The sequence below is a fragment of the Cellulomonas sp. NPDC058312 genome (assembly GCF_042880135.1).
Taxonomy (GTDB): Bacteria; Actinomycetota; Actinomycetes; order Actinomycetales; family Cellulomonadaceae; genus Cellulomonas.
Map to the genome: position 1 here is coordinate 171,482 of NZ_JBHVZE010000002.1, position 15,586 is coordinate 187,067.

Annotated in this window: 16 protein-coding genes; 10 read left to right on the plus strand and 6 right to left on the minus strand. The window is 77.0% G+C overall.

Going from position 1 to position 15,586, the window contains the following annotated elements:
- The first annotated feature begins 63 nt into the window (after nucleotides 1-63).
- From ACFVXN_RS05110 to ACFVXN_RS05155, 10 genes are all read left to right on the plus strand, one after another.
- On the plus strand, nucleotides 64-1,074 hold the full coding sequence (locus ACFVXN_RS05110; protein WP_389228322.1) for a sugar phosphate isomerase/epimerase family protein: 1,011 nt from the start codon (nucleotides 64-66) through the stop codon (nucleotides 1,072-1,074).
- Entirely contained in the window at nucleotides 1,071-2,234 is a 1,164-nt protein-coding gene (locus ACFVXN_RS05115; RefSeq protein WP_389228325.1) for an inositol-3-phosphate synthase, read from the plus strand. The genes ACFVXN_RS05110 and ACFVXN_RS05115 overlap by 4 nt, the downstream gene beginning before the upstream one ends.
- Nucleotides 2,231-3,133 carry an SCO3242 family prenyltransferase gene (locus tag ACFVXN_RS05120; RefSeq protein ID WP_389228328.1) on the plus strand — a complete coding sequence of 301 codons (903 nt, stop codon included), beginning with the start codon at nucleotides 2,231-2,233 and terminating at the stop codon, nucleotides 3,131-3,133. The genes ACFVXN_RS05115 and ACFVXN_RS05120 overlap by 4 nt, the downstream gene beginning before the upstream one ends.
- On the plus strand, nucleotides 3,130-4,047 hold the full coding sequence (locus ACFVXN_RS05125; RefSeq protein WP_389228331.1) for a sugar phosphate isomerase/epimerase family protein: 918 nt from the start codon (nucleotides 3,130-3,132) through the stop codon (nucleotides 4,045-4,047). The genes ACFVXN_RS05120 and ACFVXN_RS05125 overlap by 4 nt, the downstream gene beginning before the upstream one ends.
- Nucleotides 4,048-4,061: 14 nt before the next feature.
- A complete protein-coding gene (locus tag ACFVXN_RS05130) occupies nucleotides 4,062-4,793 on the plus strand; it encodes an EboA domain-containing protein (protein ID WP_389228334.1) in 732 nt (243 codons plus the stop codon).
- On the plus strand, nucleotides 4,793-5,668 hold the full coding sequence (locus tag ACFVXN_RS05135; protein ID WP_389228337.1) for a TatD family hydrolase: 876 nt from the start codon (nucleotides 4,793-4,795) through the stop codon (nucleotides 5,666-5,668). Before ACFVXN_RS05130 ends, ACFVXN_RS05135 begins: the two co-directional genes overlap by 1 nt.
- Complete coding sequence (gene eboE, locus ACFVXN_RS05140) at nucleotides 5,665-6,882, plus strand: metabolite traffic protein EboE (protein WP_389228340.1); 1,218 nt, start codon at nucleotides 5,665-5,667, stop codon at nucleotides 6,880-6,882. Before ACFVXN_RS05135 ends, eboE begins: the two co-directional genes overlap by 4 nt.
- Nucleotides 6,879-8,291 carry an alkaline phosphatase family protein gene (locus ACFVXN_RS05145; RefSeq protein ID WP_389228343.1) on the plus strand — a complete coding sequence of 471 codons (1,413 nt, stop codon included), beginning with the start codon at nucleotides 6,879-6,881 and terminating at the stop codon, nucleotides 8,289-8,291. The genes eboE and ACFVXN_RS05145 overlap by 4 nt, the downstream gene beginning before the upstream one ends.
- Before the next feature lie 113 nt (nucleotides 8,292-8,404).
- The gene (locus ACFVXN_RS05150) at nucleotides 8,405-9,901 is read left to right on the plus strand and encodes an RNB domain-containing ribonuclease (RefSeq protein WP_389228346.1); all 1,497 of its coding nucleotides are present in this window, start codon (nucleotides 8,405-8,407) and stop codon (nucleotides 9,899-9,901) included.
- 58 nt (nucleotides 9,902-9,959) lie between these two features.
- On the plus strand, nucleotides 9,960-10,472 hold the full coding sequence (locus ACFVXN_RS05155) for a GNAT family N-acetyltransferase (protein WP_389228349.1): 513 nt from the start codon (nucleotides 9,960-9,962) through the stop codon (nucleotides 10,470-10,472).
- Between the two features lie 10 nt (nucleotides 10,473-10,482).
- Here the strand turns inward: ACFVXN_RS05155 and ACFVXN_RS05160 are convergent, their stop codons facing one another.
- From ACFVXN_RS05160 to ACFVXN_RS05185, 6 genes are all read right to left on the minus strand, one after another.
- Entirely contained in the window at nucleotides 10,483-10,797 is a 315-nt protein-coding gene (locus tag ACFVXN_RS05160) for a DUF3349 domain-containing protein (protein WP_389228352.1), read from the minus strand.
- Between the two features lie 10 nt (nucleotides 10,798-10,807).
- Nucleotides 10,808-11,110: a hypothetical protein gene (locus ACFVXN_RS05165; protein ID WP_389228355.1), complete on the minus strand. Its 303-nt coding sequence runs from the start codon at nucleotides 11,108-11,110 to the stop codon at nucleotides 10,808-10,810.
- The gene (locus ACFVXN_RS05170) at nucleotides 11,110-12,336 is read right to left on the minus strand and encodes an anion permease (RefSeq protein ID WP_389228358.1); all 1,227 of its coding nucleotides are present in this window, start codon (nucleotides 12,334-12,336) and stop codon (nucleotides 11,110-11,112) included. Before ACFVXN_RS05170 ends, ACFVXN_RS05165 begins: the two co-directional genes overlap by 1 nt.
- 79 nt (nucleotides 12,337-12,415) lie before the next feature.
- Nucleotides 12,416-13,426 (minus strand): aromatic acid exporter family protein, encoded by a 1,011-nt coding sequence (locus ACFVXN_RS05175; protein WP_389228360.1) that lies wholly within the window; start codon nucleotides 13,424-13,426, stop codon nucleotides 12,416-12,418.
- 89 nt (nucleotides 13,427-13,515) lie between these two features.
- A complete protein-coding gene (locus tag ACFVXN_RS05180; RefSeq protein ID WP_389228362.1) occupies nucleotides 13,516-13,857 on the minus strand; it encodes a hypothetical protein in 342 nt (113 codons plus the stop codon).
- Nucleotides 13,858-13,905: 48 nt separating this feature from the next.
- Nucleotides 13,906-15,534: a methyl-accepting chemotaxis protein gene (locus ACFVXN_RS05185; protein WP_389228364.1), complete on the minus strand. Its 1,629-nt coding sequence runs from the start codon at nucleotides 15,532-15,534 to the stop codon at nucleotides 13,906-13,908.
- Nucleotides 15,535-15,586: the final 52 nt, after the last annotated feature.

Here is a 15,586-nt window from a genome sequence, read left to right on the forward strand (position 1 = left end):
ACCGACCCCGCATCATCGACCTGCGGGGAGCAGACCCCCACCGTTCTCGACGAGGAGACCGACATGGCACGCCCGATCACCCTGTTCACCGGCCAGTGGGCCGACCTGCCGTTCGAGGAGGTCGCCCGGCTCGCCGCCGGCTGGGGCTACGACGGCCTCGAGATCGCCTGCTGGGGCGACCACCTCGACCCCTGGCGCTGGGACGACGACGCCTACGTGCAGAGCCGCCTCGACATCCTGGAGAAGCACGGCCTGAAGGTCTGGGCGATCTCCAACCACCTCAAGGGCCAGGCCGTCTGCGACGACCCGATCGACCAGCGGCACCGCGACATCCTGTCCGACGTCGTGTGGGGCGACGGCGACCCCGAGGGCGTCCGGCAGCGCGCCGCCCAGGAGATGCAGCACACCGCCCGGCTCGCCGCGAGGCTCGGCGTCGACACCGTCGTCGGCTTCACCGGGTCGTCGATCTGGAAGTACGTCGCGATGTTCCCGCCCGTGTCCGCGGCGGCGATCGACGCCGGCTACCAGGACTTCGCCGACCGGTGGAACCCGATCCTCGACGTGTTCGACGAGGTCGGGGTGCGGTTCGCCCACGAGGTGCACCCCAGCGAGATCGCCTACGACTACTGGACGACCGTGCGCACCCTCGAGGCGATCGGCCACCGCGAGGCGTTCGGGCTCAACTGGGACCCCAGCCACATGGTCTGGCAGGACCTCGACCCCGTCGGCTTCCTCTGGGACTTCCGCGACCGGATCTACCACGTCGACTGCAAGGACACGAAGAAGCGGATGGCCAACGGCCGCAACGGCCGGCTCGGCTCGCACCTCGCGTGGGCCGACCCGCGCCGCGGCTGGGACTTCATCTCCACCGGCCACGGCGACGTGCCCTGGGAGGACGCGTTCCGCACGCTCAACACCATCGGGTACACCGGGCCGATCTCCGTCGAGTGGGAGGACGCCGGGATGGACCGCCTCGTCGGCGCGCCCGAGGCGCTCGCGTTCGTCCGGCGGCTCGCGTTCGACGCCCCCGACGCCGCGTTCGACGCGGCGTTCAGCACGAAGGGGGACGCGTGACCGGCCACCGCACCGGCCTGTGGCTCGTCGGCGCCCGGGGGTCCGTCGGCACGACCGCCGCGCTCGGGCTGGCCGCGCTCGCCCAGGGGCACGCGACCGCCGAGGGCTGCGTCACCGCCGCGCCACCGTTCGCCGGGCTCGGGCTGCCCGCCTGGGACGACCTGGTGGTCGGCGGCCACGACGTGTCCGACGTGTCCCTAACCAAGCACGCCGAGGCGCTCGTCGACGCCGGGATGGTCCCCGCCCCGCTGCTCGCCGCCACCGCGCACACGCTCGACGCCGCGGACGCCGAGATCCGCCCCGGGCACCGCGGGCTGCTCGCCCCCGGCGAGTCCCAGGCCGACGTCGCCCGCCGGCTCGCCGCCGACATCACCGGGTTCGCCGACCGGCACGACCTCGCGCGGGTCGTCGTCGTCGACGTGTCGTCGACGGAGCCGATCGCCGAGCACGTGCCCGAGCACGACGACCCCGACGCCCTGCTCGCCGCCCTGGAGGAATCCGACCGGGTCGTGCTCCCGCCGTCCGCGGTCACCGCCTGGGCCGCCCTGCTCGCCGGGGCCCCCTACGCGGGCTTCACGCCGTCGGCCGGGATGGGGCTGCCCGCGCTCCAGGCGCTCGCCCGCGACCGGGGCGTGCCCGTCGCCGGGCAGGACGGCAAGACCGGGCAGACGTGGCTGCGGACGGTCCTCGCGCCGGCGTTCACCGACCGCGGGCTGCGGGTCCTGTCGTGGGCCGGCACCAACCTGCTCGGCGGCGGGGACGGCGCGACCCTCGCCGACCCCGAGGCCGTGCGGTCCAAGCTCGCGTCCAAGACCCGCGGGCTGCGCGACCTCACCGGGTCCGAGGTCACGCCCCTGCACATCGACCACGTGCCCGACCTCGGGGACGTCAAGGTCGCCTGGGACCACGTGCACGCCCGCGGGTTCCTCGGCTCGCGGATCACCCTCCAGACGACGTGGAGCGCGCACGACTCGATGCTCGCCGCGCCGATGGTCCTCGACCTCGCGCGGCTGCTCGCCCTCGCGCACGCCGCCGGGGTCGCCGGGGTCGTGCCCGAGCTCGGGTACTTCTTCAAGGACCCCTGGGGCTCCGACCGGCACGCGGCCGCCGACCAGGCCGACCAGCTCGTGCGGTGGGCCGTCCGGCTCGGGGCGGCGTGACGACGGCCGACGGGGCGCGAGCCCGGCTGCGCGACCACCTCGAGCTCGTCCGCGCCCCCGCCGTCCTGACCGTGCTCGGGGACACCGTCGCCGGTGCCGCCCGGGCCGGGCACCCCGCCACCGCCCGGCGTGCGCTCCTGCCCGCCGCGTCCGCGTGCCTCTACGCCGGGGGGATGGCGCTCAACGACTGGGCCGACCGAGACCTGGACGCCGTCGAGCGACCCGAGCGCCCCGTCCCGTCCGGGCGGATCAGCGCCGGGCGCGCCCTCGCGGTCGCCGGGACCCTCGGCGCCACCGGCCTCGCGCTCGCCGCCGCCGGGGGCGGGCACCGGGCGCTGGCCGTCGCGGTGCCGCTCGCCGCGAGCATCTGGCTCTACGACGCGCGCCTCAAGGACACCCCCGCCGGGCCCGCGGCGATGGCGGCGTGCCGCGGGCTCGACGTCCTGCTCGGCGCCGGCGTCGGGCACCTGCGCGCCGCCGCGCCCGCCGCCGCGGCCCTGGCCGCGCACACCGCCGGGGTCACCGCGCTGTCCCGCGGCGAGGTGCACGGGACCAGCCGGGCTGTCGCCACCGCCGTCGCCGCCGGGACGGTCGCGGTGAGCGGGCTGGTCGGGGCGTCCCGCAGGACGGCGCCCGCCGGCGCGGCGGTCGCCACCGGGCTCGCGCTCACGGCGTACCTCGCCGCGACCCTCCCCGCCCAGGTGGTCGCCGCGCGCGAGCCCGTCGCCGCCCGCGCCCGCGCCGCCACCGGCGCCGGGATCCGGGCGATGGTGCCGCTCCAGGCCGCCGTCGCCGCCCGCGCGGGTCACCCGCGCGCCGCCGTCGCCCTCGGCGCGGTCGCCCTCACCGGGACCCTGCTCCGTCGCGCCGCCGGGCACCGGGCGGTGAGCGAGACATGAGGCACCCCGCGCTCCCGTTCGCGCTCGGGTACGGGACCAACGGGCTCGGCGACCACCCCCTGCCCGCCGCCCTCGACCTGCTCGAGGACGAGGGCTACGACGCCGTCGCCCTCACCCTCGGGTTCCCGCACCTCGGCCCCGGGGCCACCCCGGCCGAGCTCGCCGCCCTGCGCCACCGGCTGGCCCGCGCCCACGACGGCCGCGGGATGCGCGTCGCCGTCGAGACCGGTACCCGGTACCTGCTCGACCCCCGCCGCAAGCACGCACCGGCCCTCGTCGACGCCGACGCCGGCCCCCGGATCCGCTACCTGCGCCGCGCCGTCGAGGTCGCCGCCGCCCTCGGCGCCGACACCGTCCAGCTGTTCTCCGGCGTCCTCGAACCCGGCACCACGCACGCCACCGGAGCAGGCCGTCTGCGCGACCGGCTGCCCGCGCTCGTCACCCACGCCGCCGACCACGGCGTGCGCCTCGCGCTGGAGCCCGAGCCCGGGATGCTCGTCGAGACCGTCGACGACGCCCTGCGCCTGCACGCCGACCTCGGCGCGCCCACCGCGCTCGGGCTCACCGTCGACATCGGGCACTGCCTCGTCGTCGAGCCCGGCGGCGTCACCGGCGCCCTCGCCGCCGCCGGACCCCACCTCGCGCACGTCCAGATCGACGACATGCCGCGCACGCACCACGAGCACCTGCCCTTCGGCGAGGGCGACCTCGACCTGCCGGAGGCGCTCGGCGCGCTCGCGGCGCTCCCCGGCTACACCGGGATCGTCGGCGTCGAGCTGCCCCGGCACTCCTGGGACGCACCCCGCCAGGTCCGCGCCGCCCGGACCGCGATCCACCGCGCCTGGACCGACCGGTCCGACCGGTCCGACCGGCCCGGCTCCGTCCCCACCCCGGACCCCGTCCCCACCCCCTGAACCCGGAGGTCACCGTGACGCCGACGACGTCGTCCGCACCCCGCACCCCCCGACCCGGCGCCGGCCCGTCCGGCCCGCCCGCCGTGGTGGCCGCCGCGACCGCACCACCGACCGGCTGGCTCGCCGATGCCCTGCTCGAGGTGCGCCACGACCCGGGCGCCGCCGGGCGGCTCCTCCCGCTCGCCGGACGCCGCGTCGGACGCGCGGCGCTGCGGCCCGACGAGGACCCGGCCGGAACCGTGCACGGCACCCAGGACGACGCCGCCCGCGCCGCCCTGGTGCTCGCCGTCGCCCACGCCCTCGCCGACGACCCGCAGGCCCTCGCCGACGCGCTCGTGACGCTCTACCAGGACGGCGACGCGACCGAACGACGCGGGGTCCTGCGCGGCCTCGACGCCCTCACCTGCACCGGCGCCGCCGTGCCCGCACCCGTCGTCGCCGCCGGGCGCGCGCTCGCCGCCGACGCCCTGCGCGCCAACGACACCGCGCTCGTCGCCGCGGCCGTCGGACCGTTCGCCGCCGCCCACCTCGACCAGCACGCCTGGCGGCACGCCGTCATCAAGCTCGTGTTCCAGCAGACCAGCCTCGACGCCGTCGCCGGCCTGGACGACCGCGCCGACGACGAGCTCGCGCGCATGGCCACCGACCTCGCCGCCGAACGCCGCGCCGCCGGCCGGGCCGTCCCCGCCGACCTCGCGCGGATCGGCGCCGCCCCCTCGACCACCGCCCACCCCCAGGAGTCCTGATGCGCATCCTCGACCCGCACATCCACATGACCAGCCGCACCACCGACGACTACGAGGCCATGTACGCCGCGGGCGTGCGCGCCGTCGTCGAGCCGGCGTTCTGGCTCGGGCAGCCGCGCACCGGCGTCGGCTCGTTCGTCGACTACTTCGACGCCCTGCTCGGCTGGGAGCGGTTCCGGGCGGCGCAGTTCGGGATCCGGCACCACGCGACGATCGCCCTGAACCCGAAGGAGGCGAACGACCCGCGGTGCGCCGAGGTGCTCGACGTGGTCCCGCGGTACCTGGCGAAGGATGGCGTCGTGGCGGTCGGGGAGGTCGGCTACGACGCCATGACCCCGGCCGAGGACGAGGCGTTCACGCGGCAGCTCGCGATGGCGCGGGACGCCGGGCTCCCGGTGCTCGTGCACACCCCGCACCGGGACAAGCAGGCCGGCACCCGCCGGACCCTCGACGTCGTCCGGGAGTCGGGCCTGCCCCCGGAGCACGTGCTCGTCGACCACCTCAACGAGACGACGGTCGCCGCCGTCCGGGACGCGGGTGCGTGGGCCGGGTTCTCGATCTACCCGGACACGAAGATGGACGAGCACCGCATGGTGGCGATCCTGCGCGAGTACGGCACCGAGCGGGTGCTGGTGAACTCCGCGGCCGACTGGGGCCGGTCCGACCCGCTGAAGACCTGGCGGACCGGCGTGACGATGCTCGAGCAGGGCTTCACCGAGGACGACGTCGACCGGGTGCTGTGGCGGAACCCGGTGGAGTTCTACGGCCAGTCCGGCAACCTGGTGCTCGACCCCGTCCCCGGCTTCGTGGCGCAGGCCCCGCCCGCCCCGGCCACGTTCGAGGGCTCGTCCGTGCTGCGCGGGGTGCGCGCATGACCATGCCGCTGTCCTACTGCACCAACGTCCACCCCGCCGAGGACCTCGACGGCGTGCTCGACCAGCTCGACCGGTACGCCGGACCGGTGCGGCAGGCCGCCGGGCTGGACACGCTGGGCGTCGGCCTGTGGCTGCCCGCGGACCTCGCGCACCGGCTCGCCGCGAGCCCCGCCGACCGGGACCGGCTGCGCACCGCGCTGGCGGCGCACCGGCTGACCGTCCACACGCTCAACGCGTTCCCGTACGGCGGCTTCCACGCGGAGGTCGTGAAGCACGCGGTGTACTCGCCGACCTGGGCGGACCCCGCGCGCGCCGCCTACACGCTCGCGTGCGCCGAGGTGCTCGCCGACCTGCTGCCCGACGGCGTCGACGGGTCCATCTCGACCCTGCCGCTCGCCTGGCGCGAGCCGTGGACCGCCACGGACGACGCGGCCGCGACGGCGGCGCTGGCGTCGGTGTCGGCGGGCCTGCGCGACCTGGCCGCGCGCACGGGCCGCACCGTGCGGCTGGCCGTCGAGCCCGAGCCCGGCTGCGTCCTCGACACCGTCGCCGACGTGGTCGGCTGGCTCGAGCCCCGGCTCGGCACGGGCGCGGGCCAGATCGACCCCGAGCACGTCGGCGTCTGCCTGGACACCTGCCACCTGGCGGTGTCGTTCGCCGACCCCGTGGCTGCCGTCCGCCGCATCCGGCAGGCGGGCCTGCGGGTGGTGAAGGTGCAGGCGTCCGCGGCGCTGCACGTCGACGACCCCGCCGACCCGGTCGCGCGCGCCGCCGTGGCCCGGTTCGCCGAGCCGCGGTACCTGCACCAGGTGCGCGAGCGCAGCGGGGGGACCGTCCACCCGGCGGACGACCTGCCCGACGCCCTCGACGCCCGCACCGGGCTGCCGGGCGCCGGTCCGTGGCGGGTGCACGTGCACGTCCCGCTGCACGCCCGCCCGGCGGCGCCGCTGTCCGCCACCACCGACGTGCTGCGCGACGCCGTCACCGCCGTCCTGCGCGGGCCGCACGGCGACGCCGCGCACCTGGACGTCGAGACCTACACCTGGGCCGTGCTGCCCGACGACCTCGCGGCCCGCGCCGCCGACGACCTCGTGGCCGGCATCGCCGCCGAGGTCCGGTGGGCGGCCGACCACCTCGACCTCGCCTCGTGGTGGGGAGCCGAGGACGACAGCGACGACGACCTCCACCCCCCGACCGTCCGGAGGACCGCATGAGGCCCCTGCTCCTGCTCGACGTCGTCGGGCTCACCCCGCGCGCCCTCGCGCACATGCCGCGGCTGGCCCGCCTGGCCGACGGCGGCTGGCGCGCGGGCCTGCGCACCGTCCTGCCCGCCGTGACCTGCTCCGTGCAGTCGACGATGCTCACCGGGCTCGCGCCGTCTGGGCACGGCGTCGTCGGCAACGGCTGGTACTTCCGCGAGCTCGGCGAGGTGCACCTGTGGCGGCAGCACAACCGCCTGGTCGCGGGGGAGAAGGTCTGGGAGACCGCCCGCCGGGCCGATCCGACGTACACCGCCGCCAACGTCTGCTGGTGGTACGCGATGGGCATGTCCACGGACGTCACCGTGACCCCGCGGCCCGTCTACCACGCGGACGGACGCAAGTCGCCGGACGCCTACGTGCGCCCGCCGGCCCTGCACGACGAGCTCGTCGACCGGCTCGGGGCGTTCCCCCTGTTCCAGTACTGGGGGCCCACGGCGTCGATCGCGTCGACGGAGTGGATCGTGGCCGCCACCCGGCACCTCATGGCGACCCGGCCCACCGACCTGACGATGGCCTACGTCCCGCACCTCGACTACGACCTGCAGCGGTTCGGCCCGCTCGACCCGCGCGCCGACGCCGCGGCCGCCGCCCTCGACCGGGCGCTCACGCCGCTGCTCGACGACGCCGAGGCCCGTGGCGTCACCGTGCTCGCCGTGTCGGAGTACGGCATCGAGGCCGCCTCCCGCCCGGTGCACCTCAACCGGCTGCTCCGCGAGGAGGGGCTGCTGCACGTCTACACCCAGGCGAACGGCGAGCAGCTCGACCCCTGGACCTCCCGCGCGTTCGCCGTCGCCGACCACCAGGTCGCGCACGTCTACGTCGCCGACCCCGACGACATCCCGCGGGTCGCCGCCCTGCTCCGCGGCGTCCCGGGCGTCGACGAGGTGCTCGACCGCGCCGCGCAGGCCCGGTACGGGCTCGACCACGACCGCTCCGGCGAGCTCGTCGTGGTCGCCGAGCCCGGCGCCTGGTTCACCTACTCCTTCTGGCTCGACGACGACCGGGCCCCGGACTACGCGCGCGGCGTCGACATCCACCGCAAGCCCGGCTACGACCCCGCCGAGCTGTTCTTCGCCGACGGTGCCGCCAAGGCCCGCGCCGGGCTCAACCTGGTGAAGAAGAAGCTCGGGCTGCGGTACGCGATGTCGACGACGCCGCTCGACCCGGCGCGAGTCGCGGGCACCCACGGGCGGCTGCCCACCTCGGCCGCCGACGCCCCGGTCGTGCTGTGCTCCGACCCCGACGTCCCGCCCGTCGTGGCGGCGGCGCTCGCGGACGGCGGCGCGGTGCCGGCGGCGGCGATCCGGTCCGCGGTGCTGGAGCTCCAGGGACTCGGCGCGGTCGCGGCCCCGGGGCGGTGACCGACCTCGACCTCGTGGTCGCGTTCGAGGGCGGGCTGCACGAGCCGGGGTGAGCGCACCGGCTCCGGTGCATCCACCCGGCGCCCGCCCGCGTCCCGCCCTAGGCTCGCCGCGTGCCCCGACGTCACGTCCGCCTCCGCCCCGCACCCACCGCCGCCGACGACGCCCGCCGGGTCGATGCCGCGGTCCGCGCGGGACTCGACGCCCTGCGTGCCGAGCTCGACGTCCCGGCGGCGTTCCCGGCCGAGGTGCTGGCGGAGGTCGACGCCGTGCTCGCCGCCGGTCCGGCACCTGGGCCCGCGGGTGCGGCCGAGCGCGTGGACGCCACCGACGTCCCGTTCGTGACGATCGACCCCGAGGGCTCCCGCGACCTCGACCAGGCCGTGCACCTGGAGCGCCGCGGTGCCGGCTACCGCGTGCGGTACGCCATCGCGGACGTCGCCGCCTGGGTGCGCCCGGGCGGGGCGGTCGACGCCGAGGCGCGCCGCCGGGTCGTCACGCTGTACGCGCCCGACGGCCGGACGCCCCTGCACCCGCCGCGGCTGTCCGAGGGCGCCGCCAGCCTGCTGCCGGGCCAGGACGCGCCCGCCCTGGTCTGGGAGGTCGACCTCGACGCCGACGGCGCGCCCACCGACGTCCGCGTCGTGCGTGCCACCGTCCGCAGCCGCGCGCAGCTCACCTACGAGGGCGCGCAGCGGGCGCTCGACGACGGCACCGCCGACGACGTGCTCGTGCTGCTGCGGGCGGTCGGGCGGCTCCGGCAGGCCGCCGAGGTCGCCCGGGGCGGGCTCACGCTCCCCACGCCCGAGCAGGTCGTCGAGGTCGACGCCCGTGGACGGTGGACGCTCACCAGCCGCGCCACCCTGCCGGTCGAGGAGTGGAACGCCCAGATCTCGCTGCTGACGGGCACCTGCGCCGCGCGGATCATGCTCGACGCGGGGGTCGGCGTCCTGCGCACGCTCCCGCCCGCCGACCCGCGCGACGTCGAGCGCCTGCGGTCCACCGCGCGGGCGCTGGGTGTGCCCTGGCCGGAGGGCGCCGACCACGCCGCGGTCGTCCGGGGGCTCGATGCCGCGGTCCCCGCGCACGCCGCGCTGCTCACCGAGGCCACCACGCTGCTGCGCGGCGCCGCGTACGTGGCGTTCGACGGCGTGCCCCCGGAGCAGCCGCTGCACGCCGCGATCGCCGCGCCCTACGCGCACACGACGGCGCCGCTGCGCCGGCTGGTCGACCGGTTCGTGGGCGAGGTGTGCGTCGCCGCGTCCGCCGGCACCGAGATCCCGACCTGGGCGCGCGAGGCCCTGCCCGACCTGCCCGGGCTGATGGCGGCGGGGGACCGGCGGGCCTCGGCGTACGACCGCGGGTGCGTCGACCTGGTCGAGGCGGCGCTGCTCGGCGACCGGGTCGGCGAGGAGTTCGACGGCGTGGTCGTCGACGTGCGCGACGACGGCGACAGCGGCGTCGTGCAGCTGCGCGAGCCCCCGGTGCGCGGGCGCCTCGCCGGCGCGGCGCTGCCCCTCGGCACGGACGTGCGGGTGCGGCTCGACGCGGCGTCGGTGCCGGAGCGCACGGTGCGGTTCGTGCTCGACGGCGGAGCCCCGGGGGCCTGACCGCATTCGGGACGGCGCTCGGGACGGCGTGCTGCTCCGCGTCGGTACCGTGGCGCCCGTGCCCCTCGACCTGCGCGCCTACGCCCCGTCCGACGCCGAGGCGCTGACGGACCTGCTGCACCGGTCGTACGCCGGGCTCGCCGAGCGCGGCCTGAACTTCACGGCGGCGACCCAGGACGTCGAGCTGACCCGGTGGCGCGCGGCGGCGGGGCCGACCTGGCTGCTCGCCGACGGCGACGCCCCGGTCGCCACGCTGACGCTGTCCCTGCCGCCGGCGACGTTCCTGCAGGGCCTCACCGCCGAGGCCGCGGCGCCCGGGCGGGCCTGGCTGAACCAGATGGCGGTGGCCCCGGAGCACCGCGGGCAGGGGCACGCCCGCCGGCTCCTCGAGGCTGCCCTGGCGCACGCGGTCGAGGAGGGCGTGACGGCGGTCGGCGTCGACACGGCGGCGCCCGCGGCCGACCTGCTCGACCTCTACCGACGCTGGGGGTTCGCGGAGCGCGATCTCATCCGCTGGCCGGGCAAGACGTACGACAGCGTGGTGCTGGTCCGCGAGCTCGCGCCGGCGTGACGCGGGTCGGTCAGGCTCCCGGCCCGGCCAGCGGCCACCCGCCGCGCGCCAGGTGCGCGGACACGCGCGCCACGTCCTCCTCGGACGCCGCGTCGAGCGTCGCCTCTCCGACCAGGCGCTCCACGTCGCTCGTGGTGATCTGCGCCCCGCGGCTGGCGAGCACCGCCAGGTCACCGGCGATCTGGTGCACCTCGGCGTCCGTGAGGCTCCGCCGCAGCAGCCCCAGCAGCACGACGTAGTCCTGCTGCGGCACGCCCGTCGGGTAGCCCGCCCGGAGCCAGCGCAGCACGCGCGCGGGCCAGGTGCCCGTCCCCGCCTCCGTCATCGTCCGGCCCTCACGCCTTCTCGACGAGCAGCGGCCCGCCGCCGAGGGAGAGCTCGTGGCCGAGCCCCGACGCCACGACCACGGTGATGCCGAGCACCACGCCGGCGGCGGCCAGCGCGAAGCACAGCACCCCCAGGACGCGGCCGAGCGGGTGCGGTCGTGGCTGCACCCCCGCGGCGTGCTCCTCGGCGTCGCCGCCCGTGCCCCACGCCATCGAGCGCAGGCCCAGGGCGAACAGGGTCGGCAGCCCCGCGCCCAGCACCAGCGAGACCAGCAGCACCTGGCCGAGCATCCCCGTCTCCGTCGCCAGCATCAGCGCACCCCTCCCGTCGCGGCCGGCCGCCGCTCGCGGGCCGGCTCGTACCACTCGTCGTTGACGTTGCCCGCGTGCACGGCATCGCGCCGCGACCGGACGTACATCGCGCCGCTGAGCGCGAGCAGCACCAGCACCACCGCGACGGCGCCGAGCACGCCGCCGCCCAGCACGTGCGCGAGCCCCCAGGTGGCCGCGCCGACCAGGCCCGCGGCGGGCATCGTGATGAGCCACGCGACGCCCATCCGTCCGGCCACCCGCCAGCGCACGGTCGCACCGGGCCGGCCGACGCCCGCACCGAGCACGGAGCCCGTGGTGACCTGCGTCGTCGACAGCGCCAGGCCGAGGTGGCTGGACACGAGGATGGTCGCGGCGGAGGCGGTCTCCGCGGCCATGCCCTGCGGCGGCGCGATGTCGATCAGCCCCTTGCCGAGGGTCCGGATGATGCGCCAGCCGCCGAGGTACGTGCCCAGCGCGATCGCCAGCGCGCACGCCACCTTGACCCAGAACGGGATCGCCGTGGTGCTGGTCCAGTGACCGGAGGCGATCAGGGCCAGCGTGATGACGCCCATCGTCTTCTGCGCGTCGTTGGTGCCGTGCGCGAGCGACACCAGGGAGGCAGAGCCGATCTGCCCCCACCGGAACCCGCGGTCGGTGTAGCGCGCGGCGACACCGACGGTGATCCGGTAGATCAGCCACGTCCCGGTCGCGGCGACCACGCCCGCCACGACCGGCGACGCGACCGCCGGGACGACGACCTTCCCGAGCAGGCCGTCGGGCTCGCCGCCCTCGCCGGTCCAGTGCACGGCGCCCCAGCCGAGGCCCGCGACCGTCGCGCCGATCAGGCCGCCGAACAGGGCGTGCGAGGAGCTGGACGGCAGGCCCAGCAGCCAGGTGAGCAGATTCCACACGATCGCCCCGACCAGACCCGTGAGCACGATCAGCAGCAGGGCCGTCCCGCCGTCCTGCACGAGTTCGGGGCGGGGCGCCCCGTCGTCGTCCTGGATGCGGACGACGGCGTTCGAGACGGTCAGCGCGACCTCGACGGACAGGAACGCGCCGACGAGGTTGAGCACGGCGGAGAGCGTGACGGCGGCCCGCGGGGGCAGCGCGTGGGTGGCGATGGAGGTGGCCATCGCGTTGGCCGTGTCGTGGAACCCGTTCGTGAAGTCGAACGACAGGGCGACGACGACCACCAGGACCAGGAGGAGGGTTGCAGCGTCCACGGCGACCACCGTCCTCGCGGTCGGCGTGGTCCGCAGCCGGGGCACCGTCGCGTGGGCGAGTCGTCGCCCCGCGTTCACCTCAGGACGGTCCGGTGCCCTTCCCGTGGTCGAGCGCCCCGGGCCCGCCGAGCAGCCGGGTCAGGGTGACGACGAGCCCGTCGACGGGCCGGGTGGTCCCGCCAGCATCGGCGCGGTCCTGCGCGACGGCCTCCTGCACCGCGTCCAGGGCGGCCCGCAGCCGGTCGGCGGCCTCGTCCGCGGTGCCGTCGTCCCGCATGTCGCGTGCCGTCGCGGCGGCGGCGTCGAGGGCGTCGGCGCCGGCGAGCGCGCCGGGGGTGCCGCACGCGCCGTCGACGTCGGGGTCGAGGTCGCGCAGGGCGGCGACGACGCGGTCGGCCTCGAGAGCGACGTCGGCGGCGGTGTCGAGGGCGTGCGCGTAGCCGTCCTGCTGCCGGCGCCAGCCCTGGTAGCGGCGCGCGGACCAGTTGGCGAGCGCGGCCTCCTGGGCGTCGGAGACGGCCGCGGCGGCGAGCGAGCGCGCGGTGCGCAGTGGCTCGGCCCCGGGGACCTCGGCGTCCTGGTCCCGCAGGGCGGCGGCGAGCGCGGTCAGGTGCTCGACGGTCGCCTCGCGGACCCGGCCGAGCGCGCGGTCGGCGGGGGTGAGCGGGAGCTGGGGGAGCACGACGTTCACGCCGACGCCGACGAGCGCGCCGACGAGGGTCAGGCCGATGTAGGCGGACACGTACCCGACGGGGTCGCTGTCGCCGATCACGAGGACGAACAGGGCGGAGGTCGGCACCCAGGAGCCCATCTCGCCGAGCGCCCGCCAGCCGCTGATCAGCATGCCGACCAGGACGACCGTCGCGAGGCCCGCGGGGGACGGCAGCGGCAGCGCGTCGGTGAGCCGGGCGACGACGGCGCCGAGCGCGATGGCGAGGACGGCCTGCCAGGTGCGCCGGGTGGAGCCGCGCACGGAGACCGACGTCGCGATGACCGCCCCGAGCGGGGCGTAGTAGGGGTATCCGCTCCAGGGCCCGGGCACGAGCCCGACGAGCCCCCAGGCGAGCACCGCGGCGGTGGTGGTGCGCACGGCCCGCGCGAGCCACGGGGCGCGCGCGACGAACTGCCGCGTGCGGCGTGCGGCGACGCGGGGCGGCGGCAGGGGCGGCAGCGGGCGGTTCAGGGCGCGGTCCGGTCGACGGTGGCGGGCGCGACGCGCGAGCCCGCGCGCCGGCGGCGGAGGTGGGCGCGCAGCAGCGCGTGCAGCACGACGTTGAGCACGGCGGCGCCCAGGGCGATCGCCACCTGGGTCGCACCGGACCACGTGTCCGGGCCGAGCAGCGCGAGCGCCGACCAGGGCGCGCCGAGGGGCAGCACCGCGAGCAGGGCGAGGCCGGCACCGATGTTCGCGTCGGGGGTCTCCTGGCTCGCGACGACGACCAGCAGCACGCCCAGCGCGAGCACGACGACGGCGTGCACGGTCAGCAGGACGGGCGGTCGGCGCGGCGCGGGGGAGGTCACGGACCCATCCTGCGCGACCGCGTCGCCGCCCGCCCGCGCGCCCCTCGGTCAGTACCGGAAGGCCCCGACGCCCCGCTGGAGGTCGGCCGCCATCGCCGCGAGCTCGCGCATCGCGCCCTCGACCTGGATGAGCACGCCCGTGGACGTCTCGGCGGAGGACGCGACGCCGGTGATGTTCGTCGCGATCTCCCCGGAGCCGGTGGCGGCCTCGGCGACGGACCGGGACATCTCCGCGGTCGTCGCGGTCTGCTCCTCGACGGCCGAGGCGATGGTGAGCTGGTAGTCGTTGATCGACGCGATGATGCGCGCGATCTCGCCGATGGCCCCGACGGCGTCCCCGGTGTCGCCCTGGATGGCCTCGACCCGGCGGGCGATGTCCTCCGTGGCCCGCGCGGTCTCCTGCGCGAGCTCCTTGACCTCGCCGGCGACGACCGCGAAGCCCTTGCCCGCTTCGCCGGCGCGCGCGGCCTCGATGGTGGCGTTGAGCGCCAGCAGGTTGGTCTGCGCCGCGATCGTCGTGATGACCTTGACGACGTTGCCGATCTCCTGGCTGGACACCCCGAGGCGCGCGACCTGCTCGTTGGTGCTCGCGGCGACGTCGGTGGCCTGCCCGGCGACCTTCGCGGCCTGGGCGGCGTTCTGCGAGATCTCGCGGATGGACGCGCCCATCTGCTCGGCGCCGGCGGCGACGGTCTGCACGTTGCGGGACACCTGCTCGGCGGCCGCCGCGACGACACCGGCCTGCGCGGAGGTGTCCTGCGACCGGGCGAGCACGGCGCCGCTGGCGCCGGACATGTGCTCGACCGCGCCGACGAGCCGGGTGGAGACCTCCGCGACCGAGGACAGGGTGCCGCGCAGCGACTCCTGCGCGGTCGCGAGGGCGCGGGCCATCCGGCCGAGCTCGTCGTCGGACCGCACGTCGGGGACCCGGGTCAGGTCGCCTGCGGCGAGCGCGTCGAGGGACGCGCCGACCGCGGCGACGGTGCGGACGATCTGCCGGGTGATGAGCGCCGCGAGCACGAACGCCACGGCGACGCCGCCCAGCAGCGCGGCGACGAGCAGCGTCCGGGTGCGGGAGACCAGGGCGGCGCCGGCCTCGAGCTCGACGCGCGCGTCGTCGGCCTTGTCCTCGGACTCGGCGGAGATCGCCTCGAGCGCCGCGTCGCCCTCCGGGTAGACGGCGTCGTCGTAGATCGCGCGCAGCGCGGTGTCGTCGGCCCCCGCGTCGACGGCGGGGGCGAGCTCGTCGGCGAACGCCTCGACGAACGCGGTCGCGTGGGTCCGGGCGTCGGTGACGTGCGCCGGGTCGGAGGCGTGCACGGCGTAGTCGTCCACCAGGTCGAGGTAGGCGGTGTGCCGCTCGGCGATCTCCGCGGCGAGGGCGGGGCGGTCGGCGGCCGGGGTGAACGGGTAGAGGTTGACCCGCACCCGGGTGCCCTGCAGCTGGCGCTGAAGGTCGTCGAGCAGGTCGAGCGGCTGGACGTCCTGCTCGTAGAGCGCCTGCTGCCCGGCACCGAGCCGCTGCACGCTCGCGATCGCCAGCACCCCCATGCCGGCGGCGACCACGGTGAGCACCGCGACGACGGCGCCGATCTTCACGGCGAGCGGCCGCCCGGCGAACCAGGACGAGCGGGCGGGCGCGGGCGAGGCCGGGACGGGCGCGGCGGGGTCGGGCACGGGATCTCCTGGTGGTCGAGCGAGGGCGACCGGCGGGGGCCTGGTCGCACTC